9 protein-coding genes are annotated in these 10,866 nt (G+C 70.9%); 8 read left to right on the top strand and 1 reads right to left on the bottom strand.

What is annotated here, in order from left to right; all coding sequences use genetic code 11:
* Positions 1-253: 253 nt before the first annotated feature.
* Entirely contained in the window at positions 254-853 is a 600-nt protein-coding gene (locus tag IFU40_RS08470; protein ID WP_191926023.1) for a gamma carbonic anhydrase family protein, read from the top strand.
* A gap of 74 nt (positions 854-927) precedes the next feature.
* On the opposite strand, the gene IFU40_RS08465 is transcribed toward IFU40_RS08470, so the two are convergent.
* Complete coding sequence (locus IFU40_RS08465) at positions 928-3,600, bottom strand: phosphoenolpyruvate carboxylase (protein WP_191926022.1); 2,673 nt, start codon at positions 3,598-3,600, stop codon at positions 928-930.
* A 425-nt stretch (positions 3,601-4,025) separates the two neighbouring features.
* Here IFU40_RS08465 and IFU40_RS08460 point away from each other — a divergent pair, with 425 nt between their 5' ends.
* The 7 genes from IFU40_RS08460 to IFU40_RS08430 all read left to right on the top strand — a co-directional run bounded on the left by IFU40_RS08460 (position 4,026) and on the right by IFU40_RS08430 (position 10,778).
* Positions 4,026-4,637, top strand: a complete 612-nt coding sequence (locus IFU40_RS08460) for a MazG family protein (RefSeq protein WP_191926061.1) — start codon at positions 4,026-4,028, stop codon at positions 4,635-4,637.
* A 120-nt stretch (positions 4,638-4,757) separates the two neighbouring features.
* Positions 4,758-6,008: a histidine--tRNA ligase gene (hisS, locus tag IFU40_RS08455; protein ID WP_194716988.1), complete on the top strand. Its 1,251-nt coding sequence runs from the start codon at positions 4,758-4,760 to the stop codon at positions 6,006-6,008.
* 118 nt (positions 6,009-6,126) lie between these two features.
* Positions 6,127-6,957 carry an SGNH/GDSL hydrolase family protein gene (locus tag IFU40_RS08450; protein WP_441005404.1) on the top strand — a complete coding sequence of 277 codons (831 nt, stop codon included), beginning with the start codon at positions 6,127-6,129 and terminating at the stop codon, positions 6,955-6,957.
* Positions 6,958-7,045: 88 nt separating this feature from the next.
* Positions 7,046-7,849 carry a cytochrome c oxidase assembly protein gene (locus IFU40_RS08445; RefSeq protein ID WP_342343501.1) on the top strand — a complete coding sequence of 268 codons (804 nt, stop codon included), beginning with the start codon at positions 7,046-7,048 and terminating at the stop codon, positions 7,847-7,849.
* 41 nt (positions 7,850-7,890) lie between these two features.
* Positions 7,891-8,571, top strand: a complete 681-nt coding sequence (locus IFU40_RS08440) for a class I SAM-dependent methyltransferase (protein ID WP_191926019.1) — start codon at positions 7,891-7,893, stop codon at positions 8,569-8,571.
* Positions 8,572-8,714: 143 nt separating this feature from the next.
* Positions 8,715-9,995, top strand: a complete 1,281-nt coding sequence (eno, locus tag IFU40_RS08435) for a phosphopyruvate hydratase (protein WP_055836041.1) — start codon at positions 8,715-8,717, stop codon at positions 9,993-9,995.
* Between the two features lie 162 nt (positions 9,996-10,157).
* On the top strand, positions 10,158-10,778 hold the full coding sequence (locus tag IFU40_RS08430) for an FtsB family cell division protein (protein ID WP_342343500.1): 621 nt from the start codon (positions 10,158-10,160) through the stop codon (positions 10,776-10,778).
* Positions 10,779-10,866: the final 88 nt, after the last annotated feature.

Below are 10,866 nucleotides of genomic sequence, written 5' to 3'. Positions count from 1 at the left end.
AGTCGGAATGGCCACCCAATGTTGGGTGGCCATTTCGCATTTACGGGCACATTTTGTGTTCGTGTGTGAGCGCCGGGTGGCGTTCCCTGTTGTGGGGGACGCCGCCCGGCGCTTCGTCGTACCCCGACGACGGTCGCGACGGCTTGCTGAGAGGCGCCGTCCCTGTCCTGGCTGTTCGCCGCGCGGGGTCGATAAGGCTGACGCGGCGTCGGGCCGGGGCTACGCTGACGGCACCGACTGGAAGGATCGATCCATGCGTTTCTCTCACCTGGGCGCGGAGCCGCGTATCCACCCCGACGCCGTGGTCGCTTCGACCGCGGTCATCAGCGGTGATGTCGTGATCGGCGCGGGATGCCAGGTGCTCCACGGTGCCGTCCTCACGTCCGAGGGGAGCCGCATCGTGCTGGGCGAGAACACGATCGTGATGGAGAACGCCCTCATCCGCGCGAGCGCCACGCACCCCGTGCACATCGGCGCGCACACCCTGGTAGGTCCGATGGCGAGCGTCGCCGGTGCCGATGTCGGCGACGAGGTGTTCCTGGCCACGGGCACACGGATCTTCAACGGGGCCGAGATCGGTGACCGCAGTGAAGTGCGGATCAACGCCGTCGTGCACCTGCGCACCGTGTTGCCGCCCGAGACGGTGGTGCCGATCGGGTGGGTCGCGGTGGGCGACCCGCTCCGTCTGCTCTCGCCGGATCGGCACGACGAGATCTGGGCGGCGCAGAAGGAACTCGATTTCCCCGGCTACGTCTTCGGGCTCGATCGTGAGACACCGGATCTGATGGTGCAGCTCACCGAGCGGTACGGGCGCAGCCTGTCGCGACACGCGTCCGATCGAGCCGTCGACTGAGCTCGCAGCGCGCGCGGAGACGACGAAGCGCCGGCCCCTCGAGGGGCCAGCGCTTCGCGGTGACAAGGGGTCGATCACCCGGTGTTCTGGAGCCCCGCGGCCACACCGCTCACCGACAGCAGCAGCAGTCGCTGTTGTTCGGCATCCGGTGTCTCGGAGGTGTTCGCCGCGTCGCGCAGGGCGCGGAGCGCCCGCAACTGCAGCAGCGAGAGCGCGTCGACGTAGGGGCTGCGCATCTTGACCGCGCGCTGCAGCACGGGCTTGTTGCCCAGCAGGTCGCCGCCGGTGATGCGTTCGACCCACGACCGGGTGAGCAGCATCTCGTCCATCACGAGCCCCGCGAGGTCGTCACGGTCGCCGAGTGCCAGGTAGCGGCGGGCGATGCGCTCGTCGGCCTTCGCGAGGCTCATCGCGACGTTGTCGATCATGGTGCGGAACAGCGGCCACTGCTCGTACGCGTCGCGCAGGCGCGGCTCATCGCCGACGGCGTCGAGCGCCGTGCCCAGACCGAACCAGCCGGCGAGGTTGATGCGCGCCTGCGTCCACGAGAACACCCAGGGAATGGCTCGGAGGTCTTCGAGCGACTCCACCGAGAGGCCGCGTCGCGCGGGGCGAGAGCCCAATGCCAGGTGACCGAGCTCTTCCATCGGCGTGACCGTGGCGAACCACGGTGCGAAGCCGGGAGCCTTCACGAGGGCGAAGAAACGCTCCCGCGAGGCGACGTCCATCGTGCTCGCGACATCGGCGAACGCCTCAGCGGCCCCACGGTTGCGGCGCTCGATCGAGGGGGAGGAGGCCGTGAGCACGGCCGCCGCGACCTGATCGATGTGGCGCATGGCGATGTCGGCATCGCCGTAGCGGGCGAAGATGACCTCGCCCTGCTCGGTGAGCTTGAACCGGCCGTCGACGGAGTGCGGGGGCTGCGCGAGGATCGCGGAGTTGGCGGGTCCGCCGCCTCGTCCGAGCGCACCACCGCGACCGTGGAAGAGCGTCAGCTCGATGCCCTCGGTCTCGGCCCACGTCGAGATCTTCGCCTGCGCCTCGTACAGCGCGAGGTTCGCCGCGACCGGTCCGACGTCTTTGGAGGAGTCGGAGTAACCCAGCATGACCTCGAGGCGCCGGCCCGTGGCATCCAGCCGACTGACGAACGACGGATGCGACACGATCTCGGCGAGGATGCCGGGGGCGGCCTGCAGGTCGGCGAAGGTCTCGAAGAGAGGGATGACGTCGAGGACGGGCACGTCTTCACCCGGGCCCATCGCGAACGCGGCCAGTTCGTGCACGTTGGCCAGGTCTTCGGCCGACTGCGTGAACGACACGATGTACCGACCGGCGGCGCGCGGCCCGAAGCGCTCCTGCACATAGGCGATGGAACGGAAGACCTCGAGCACCTCGTCGGTCTGCTCGCTGCGGGCACCACCCGCGCGGAGCTCCTCGAGCACCTTCCGGTGCACGGCGGAGTGCTGTCGCACCTCGAGCTCGGTGAGGTGGAAGCCGTAGGTCTCGACCTGCCACACCAGGCGCTGCAGGGCGCCGTAGGCCTGACGTGCGGCTCCCGCGGCGACGAGTGAATCCTGCACCGTCCGCAGATCGGCGAGAAGGTGCTCGGGGTCGCGGTACGCGAGGTCGGCGTTGCGGGAACGGGTCGCGGCGATCTTGCGTGCGAGCAACAGCATGATGCGGCGGTGGGGTTCGTCGGGGGAGCGCTCGGCGATCTCGGCCGCGGCGTCTTCGTCGGCGGCGCGCAGACGGTGCCACAGGGTGACGAGGGCATCGCTCGGCGGCGTGGACTCGGCATCGAGGGTCAGTCCGCGACCCACGCGCTGCGTGGTGCGTTCGAGGCCCAGCAGCACGTGCTCGCTCGCGATTGCGGCGGCCTTGCGGGTGACGGATGCCGTGACGAAGGGGTTTCCGTCGCGGTCGCCACCCACCCACGAGCCGACGCGCACGAACGGCTTCACGATCGGGGCGCGGGAACCGGCGTGCTCGCCCTGCAGGATGTCGTCGATGCGGCGGTACACGCGCGGCACGGCGGTGTAGAGCGTCTCGTCGAACACCGACATGACCGAGCGCACCTCGTCGACGGGCGACGGCTTCTCGCGCCGGAGGGGAGCGGTGCGCCACAGCGTGTCGATCTCTTCGAGCATGCGGCGCTCGGTTCGACGGCTCTCGGTGCCACCGTCGGAGGCGGCGTCGTGCTCGGCGAGCAGCTCCGACAGGCGACGGATGCTCGTGGAGATCGCGCGGCGGCGGGCTTCGGTGGGGTGAGCCGTGAAGACCGGGTGGAAGCGCAGCGCTTGGAGGCGCGCGAGCGCGGTCTCTTCGCCCACTTCGCTCGACAGCCGCTCGTATGCCGTCGCGATGGTGTCGGGCGTGCCGGAGCGCGACGGGTTGTCTCCTCGCTCGCGCAGCACGCGCACGCGCTGGTGCTCCTCGACGAGGTTGACGAGGTGGAAGTAGGCCGTGAAGGCACGGGCCACCTCGTCGGCCCGCGCGATCGAGAAGCCGTCGGCGATCGCCGCGGCCCGCTCGAACGCTTCGGGCGTCTCGTCGGTGTAGGCCTGGATCGTCGCCGAGCGCAGCCGCTCGACATCGTCGTACAGGCCGGGGGAGCCGCTCTCCTGAAGGACGCGGCCGAGCAGTGAGCCGAGCAGGCGCACGTCGGCGCGCATCTGTTCGGGGAGCTCTTGGCCGGCTTCGAAGCGGCCCACGAGGTCGATGGCCTCGGTCGGGGTCAGTTCACGCACAGCCCCAGATTATCGGCGTCCGGTGACGCGCGAGTGACACCGGGGCGCGGTGGTGTACGCCGGAGCCTCGCTCCCACCGGTGCGGGTCCGTACTGTCCGGGCAGGATGCCGGAGTTCGTCCGGGTGGGATGCCGATGCGCCGCAGGATTACCGGTCGGACCCCCGACCGCGCGCGCAGGTGTCCGGGGGTGGATCCCGCTAGGCGATCCGACGACGCGCGCCGAACTCCTGAGTTTCCGCTCGCCATGTGTCTCCGACGCCGCGATCCTGCACGCCCGTCGATCCGACATCCCGAAAACTCAGGAGTTCGGCCCGGCCCCGGCTCGCTCACCGCCCCGGCGAGAGATACTCGGGGCAAGGGCGCCGACGGCGCCGCGGAGGGGGATCTCGTGAGCGACGATGCGCTGAGGCAGGCGGCCGAGACCATGCGGGCCGTGCGCGAACGCTGCGCGTGGACGAAGACGATCGACCACGCGGCCCTCGTGCCCTACCTCGTCGAAGAGAGCGCCGAGGTGATCGACGCCGTCGAGTCGGGCACCCGCGCCGACCTGCGCGAGGAACTGGGCGATCTGCTATGGCAGGTGCTGTTCCACGCCGAGATCGCGTCGGGCGACCCCGTCGAGCCCTTCGACATCGACGACGTCGCTCGCGGACTCACCGAGAAGATGGTGCGCCGGCATCCGCACGTCTTCGCCGGGGCCGTGGCATCCACTCCGGAGGAAGTGCTCGTGCACTGGAACGCGGCGAAGGCGGCCGAGAAGAGCGAGCGCACGAGTGTCCTCGACGGGGTCAGCGACCACATGCCCGCGCTCGCGCTCGCGCAGAAGCTGGTCGGCAAGGCCGCACAGGTGGGCGTGCACGCGCCGACGCACCGGCTCGCCGATCCCGCGACCGAGGCGGAGCTGGGCGACGCGCTGCTGGCGCTGGTGCAGCAGGGGCGCGACCGGGGCTGGGACGCCGAGCGCGCCCTGCGCGAGCGTCTGCGCACCCTGCGCGCCGAGGTCACGGCGGCCGAGGCCGCGCCGGGCGCCTCCTGAGCCCCGCCCCCGCGTCACGACCGCACACGTCGTTGCGGGTGTTCTCGACGGCGACGGCGCGAGCGCACCGGCGGGGGCTGAGACAATGGACGCGTGGCATCCGTGAACCCGCCGCGCGGCATGCGCGACTTCCTCCCCGCTGACAAAGCCCGTCGCGAGCGCGTGCTCGCCGTCATCCGCGAGCGCTACCGCGCCCACGGCTTCGACGAGATCGAGACGCCCGTGATGGAGGAGTACTCGCGGCTGCACGCCGGGATCGGCGGCGACAACGAGAAGCTGTCGTTCAGCATCCTGAAGCGGGGAATGGATGCCGAGGGCATCCGCGCCGCCGCCGACGACCCGGCCGCTCTCGCCGACCTCGGCCTGCGCTACGACCTCACCGTTCCGCTCGCCCGGTTCTACGCCACGAACCGTGCCCAGCTGCCGACGGTGTTCCGCGCGATCCAGATGGCGCCGGTCTGGCGGGCGGAGCGCCCCCAGAAGGGCCGGTACCGCCAGTTCCTGCAGTGCGACATCGACATCATCGGCGACGCGTCGGCCCGCGCCGAGGCCGAGCTGATGACGGCGAGCCTCGACGTGCTCGACGCGCTGGGGCTCGAGGGCGGAACGATCCGTGTCAACGACCGTCGCGTCCTCGACGCGATGCTCGACGTGTTCGGTTTCGCCCCCGACGAGCGACCCGGGGTCCTGATCACGATCGACAAGCTCGACAAGATCGGCGCCTCGGGTGTCGTCGCCGAGCTGCGTGACCGCGGAGCGACGCCCGAGGCGGCCGACGCCGTCGCGGCCTACCTCGAACGTCCTCGCCCCGACGGCGTGCGCTTCGACGACGACGGCATCCGCGCCGCCCTGCCCGACGGCATCCCCGACGAGGTCATCGCGCACCTCGTGGCGCTCGGCGAGACGGTGGCCGCCGCACGCGGCGCCGACGCGCCGCTGGTCTTCGACCCGTTCCTCGTTAGAGGCATGGGGTACTACACCGGCACGATCTTCGAGCTTGCCCACCCGAGCGTCGACTACTCGCTGGGCGGGGGCGGTCGTTACGACGGCATGATCGGGCGTTTCCTCGGTCAGGACGTTCCGGCCGTCGGGTTCTCGATCGGCTTCGAGCGCATCGTCGACCTGTTGCAGGATGCCGAGGACACCGGCGAGCGAGCCGTGGTGCTCGTGCACGATCGCGACGTCGCCCTCGAGGACCTGCTGCGGGTGAAGGCGGAGCTCGTGGCCGACGGTGCGCGTGTACGTCTCGAGCAGCGCACGAAGAACCTCAAGGCTCTGCTCGAACGGGCGAGCGCCGACGGATACACGTCGTTCGCGACGGTGAACGCCGGAACGACGAGCGCGTCGCTGGAGATCAAGCCGCTCGGCTGAGAGTCGCTGCGCGACCGCCGTCGTTCGGCGGCCACGCCTCGGTCACCCGGTGTTCACGTCGTCGAGGTGTGATCGGGACATGCGTCGCGCGAGGGTTCGACGGCCCGTTCGACGGCCGGTGACCCTCGCCGCCGCGTCGTCGGTCGCGGTGCTGGGGGCCACGGCGGTGGCCCTGCGTACCCTCATCTCGCGTCAGGCGGCGATCGCGCGGCGCCGCATCGGCAAGCCGCTCGGGGAACAGGCTCTGGATGCCGACCGCGTCTGGCGCCGGAAGAAGCACGACGGTCGACCGGTCGAGCTTCTGGTGCTGGGGGACTCGATCGCCGCGGGTCTGGGCGCCGGACACCGACGCGACACCCTGGGGGCACGGCTCGCCAAGGGCATCGCCCGCGCGGCCGCGCGACCCGTGCGCCTGCGCACCGCCGCGGTCGTGGGATCGGAGACCTCGGCGCTCGCGGCGCAGATCGCCGCCCTTCCGCCGGACTACCGCGCCGACGTCGCCGTCGTCGTGGTGGGTGGCAACGACGTCACGCACCGCGTTCCCCCCGTGCGCGCGGCGGCCCAGCTCGAGCAGGCCGTCGGCGCCTTGACGGCCCGGGGGACGGCCGTGGTCGTGGGAACCTGCCCCGACCTCGGCACGCTGCGCGCGGTGCCGCAGCCGCTGCGCACCCTCGCGTCGCGCTCCTCGCGCCAGCTGGCGGCGGCGCAGGCCCGCGCCGCCGAGCGTGCCGGCGCGCGAGTGGTGGGCCTGGCCCGGGCGGTGGGACCGGTCTTCGCCGAACGCCCCGACGAGATGTTCAGCATCGACCGCTTCCACCCCAGCGCCCTGGGCTACCGGCGCACGGCCGAGGCCCTGCTGCCGGCGGTGCTCGGCGCCCTCCGGGGCGACGCGGAGCCGTCGCCCTCGGTGTCGCCGCGGCCTTCCGCCGACGTCCCGGCCAACCCATAGCTCACGGTCGTACCGTTCCCCCACGCCTCCTCTGCACATCCTCCTGACCACCTGGCGCGCCGACCCCCTCACGCTCGGCGTGCTGTTCGTGGCATCCGCGGCCTACCTCGTCGGTGTCGCGCGTCTGCGTCGTCGAGGCCAGGAGTGGCCCCTGCGCCGGACGATCGGGTTCTTCGCACTCGGGCTCCTGCCGTACGCCGCGATCGAGCTCGGATTCCTCGCGGTCTTCTCGGCCGAGCTCCGCTGGGCGTTCTCGACCCGCATCGCGCTGCTGATCTTCGCCGTCCCGGCCGGGATCGCCGCCGGACGCCCGCTCGACCTGGCCGCCCGACTGGGCGCGGGCGCCGTGATCGAGCGCGTCCTCGCCTCCCGCGTCACGCGGATCTTCGGCAACGCGATGGTGGCCACCGTCGTCATCGCCGCGGTGTTCTGCCTCTTCTTGACCCCGCTCGCCGGCATCCTGCGTGTGAACCCCGTCGTCGAGGCGTCGCTGGGGGTGGTCGTGCCGCTCGTCGGGCTCGCGATGGTGCTGCCGATGATGGCGCTGGGGGCCGTGCACTCGGGCACCTTCATCGCGATCGAGTTCCTGCTGGCTTTCGTCGAGCTGCTGATCGACTCCGTCCCCGGGCTGCTGCTGCGCCTCAACGACTCGGTCGTCGACCTGATCCCGGATGCCGTGCAGACGATGTCGTGGTGGCCGTCGACGCTGCACGATCAGCATCTCGCCGGCGACATGATCTGGTTCATCGCCGAGTTCGCCGACGTGCCGATCCTCGTCATCCTGCTCGTCCGCTGGATGCGCACCGACCGCGTCGAGGCCCAGGGCTTCGACGAGCTCTCCGACGAGGAGTACGACGAGATGACCCGCGCGCACCTGCGCGGCGAACGCTGACGCGCGTTGACCCACGACCGCCGCCCCGCCAGGCTGGGACCGTGCCCACTCACGACGACGTCGACGCCTTCCTGACCCGCACGCTCGTCGGCTCCGACCCGATCCTGGATGCCGCGCTCTCGGCGCAGCACGCGGCGGGCCTCCCCTCGATCGAGGTCGCCCCCGTCAACGCCAAGTTCCTGCACCTGCTCACGCGTATGGCCGGCGCTCGCCGCGTGCTCGAGATCGGCACCCTCGGCGGATACTCGACGATCTGGTTCGCCCGCGCCGTCGGCGAGGGAGGGCGGGTCGTGTCGATCGAGGCCGAATCGGCCAACGCCGAGCTCGCACGGGCCAACCTGCGGCGCGCCGGCGTGGGCGACCGTGTCGACGTGCGCGTGGGGCGGGGCGCCGACGTGCTCCCCTCCCTCGAGGGCGAGGAGGCCTTCGACCTCGTCTTCATCGACGCCGACAAGGAATCCAACACGCTGTATCTCGACTGGGCCGCACGGCTCGGGCGTCCGGGCACGGTCGTCGTGCTCGACAACGTCGTGCGCGGGGGAGACGTCGCCGATGCCGACGCCACCGACTCGAAGGTGCAGGGCGCGCGCCGCGGCATCCTGATGCTCGGAAGCGACCCCCGCTTCGACGCCACCGCCCTGCAGACCCTCGACCGCAAGGGCTGGGACGGTGTGGCCCTCGCGATCGTCGTGGATGCCGGGGAGGCCGGCGCCGGGTCCTGACGTGCGCGGCCGCGGGCGTGGCGGAGCGGAGTCCGACGCGGAATGACGCTCTGGCCCACGAGCGTCGGGGGCGGTCACTAGACTCGACCACGGACCGATGACGCTCCGCCCTCTTTCACTCAAGAACCAACGAGGAGTCCTTCGTGGCACTTATCGAGGCTGTCAACGCGCGCGAGATTCTGGATTCGCGCGGAAACCCGACCGTCGAGGTGGAGGTGCTCCTCGACGACGGCATCGTTCAGCGCGCGGCTGTTCCCTCCGGCGCATCCACCGGCGCCTTCGAGGCCTACGAGCTGCGTGACGGCGACAAGAGCCGCTACAGCGGCAAGGGCGTGCTCAAGGCCGTCGCTGCTGTCGTCGACGAGCTGGGCCCCGCCATCGAGGGCGTCGAAGCCAGCGAGCAGCGCATCATCGACGAGATCCTCATCGAGACCGACGGTACCGAGAACAAGTCGCGCACCGGCGCCAACGCCATCCTCGGCGTCTCGCTCGCCGTCGCCAAGGCCGCCGCCGACAGCGCCGACCTGCCCCTGTTCCGCTACCTCGGCGGCCCCAACGCGCACCTGCTGCCCGTTCCGCTGTTCAACGTCATCAACGGTGGCGAGCACGCCGACAACGGCATCGACTTCCAGGAGTTCTTCCTCGCGCCCATCGGCGCCGAGACCTACAGCGAATCGCTCCGCTGGGGCACCGAGGTCTACCACGTCCTCAAGGGCGAGCTGAAGTCTGCGGGTTACAACACCGGTCTCGGCGACGAGGGCGGCTTCGCCCCCGACCTGCCCAGCAACCGCGAGGGCCTCGACTTCCTCATCCGCGCGATCGAGAAGGCCGGCTTCACCCCCGGTCAGGACATCGCCGTCGGCCTCGACGTCGCCGCCACCGAGTTCTTCAAGGACGGCGTCTACACCGTCGAGGGCAAGGAGTGGAGCGTCGACACGCTCGTCGACTACTTCGCCGACCTCGTCGCGAACTTCCCGATCGTCACGATCGAAGACGCGCTCGCCGAAGACGACTGGGACGGCTGGAAGAAGCTCACCGACGCCATCGGCTCGAAGGTGCAGCTCGTCGGCGACGACCTGTTCGTCACCAACCCCCAGCGTCTGCAGAAGGGCATCGACCTCGGTATCGCCAACTCGCTGCTCGTGAAGGTCAACCAGATCGGCACGCTGAGCGAGACGCTGGATGCCATCAACCTGGCCACCCGTTCGGGCTACACCTCGATGCTGTCGCACCGCTCGGGTGAGACCGAGGACACCACGATCGCCGACCTCGCCGTCGCCGTGAACGCCGGCCAGATCAAGACCGGTGCCCCGGCGCGCAGCGAGCGCGTCGCGAAGTACAACCAGCTGCTCCGCATCGAGGAAGACCTCGGCGACGCCGCGGTGTTCGCGGGCCGCTCGGCGTTCCCCCGCTTCAAGGGCTGATCGTCCGACGAAAGGAGAGGGAGCCCTACGGCTTCCTCTCCTTTCGCGTTTCCGTGCCCTCGCCGGGGGCTCGGCGCGTCCCCGGGGCCCCGCGGGTCGGCGACGTAGACTCGGCTCCGCCCGTCGCCCGTGACCGCGCGGGCGAGAACGAGAGGGGATGCCGTGGACCGACCGACATTGCCTCCCCGCCGGCCCGTGGCATCCGGTGCCACGCCCGCGAAGAAGAACGGCACGAAGAAGTCGGCGAAGGCCGCCCCGTCACCCCGTGCGTCCCGCTCGACGCCGTCGACCCCGCGGCGCGTCGACGTGCGCGAGTGGCTCGGCAAGGTGCGCGTGTCGGGCTTCGTCGTCATCATGCTGGGGCTCGTCGTGCTCGGCACCTTCGTGCTCGTGCCGACCGTGGGCACCTACATGGATCAGCGTCAGCAGATCCAGGCGCTGCAGAACGCGGTCGCCGTCAGCCGCGACGACGTCGCCGAACTGGAGTCGCAGCGAGAGCGCTGGTCCGACCCCGCCTACATCACCACCCAGGCACGCGAGCGGTTGTATTACACGTTCCCCGGCGAGGTCGTGTACCTCATCGACAACGACCTGCCCGTCTCGGCCACCCCCCAAGAGCAGCAGGACGTCAGCGAGGACGTGGGTCAGACCCGCACCGACTGGATGGCGCAGCTCGTGCGCTCGGTCGCCGACTCGGGTGCCGCGCAGGTGGCCGTGCCGACCACGGTCGAGATCGGCGTGCCCGACCCCACGCCCGCACCCGAGGCGACGCCCGCCCCGTGAGCGGCGACAGCGACGGGCGCGCCCGTCGCGCGACCCGCGGGGCTCCCGTCGTGCTCGGACTCCGACCGCCGACACCGATCTCGCGGAA

Source organism: Microbacterium sp. CFBP 13617, from assembly GCF_014839445.1.
Classification (GTDB): Bacteria; Actinomycetota; Actinomycetes; order Actinomycetales; family Microbacteriaceae; genus Microbacterium.
Note: the sequence above shows the minus strand (reverse complement) of the source record. Positions and strands in the feature narration are given on the sequence as shown.

Excerpts from the sequence above, each read along its gene's own strand:
- IFU40_RS08470 (WP_191926023.1), top strand. The coding sequence starts at position 254 with ATGCGTTTCTCTCACCTGGGCGCGGAGCCGCGTATCCACCCCGACGCC.
- IFU40_RS08460 (WP_191926061.1), top strand. The coding sequence starts at position 4,026 with ATGCGGGCCGTGCGCGAACGCTGCGCGTGGACGAAGACGATCGACCAC.
- hisS (WP_194716988.1), top strand. The coding sequence starts at position 4,758 with ATGCGCGACTTCCTCCCCGCTGACAAAGCCCGTCGCGAGCGCGTGCTC.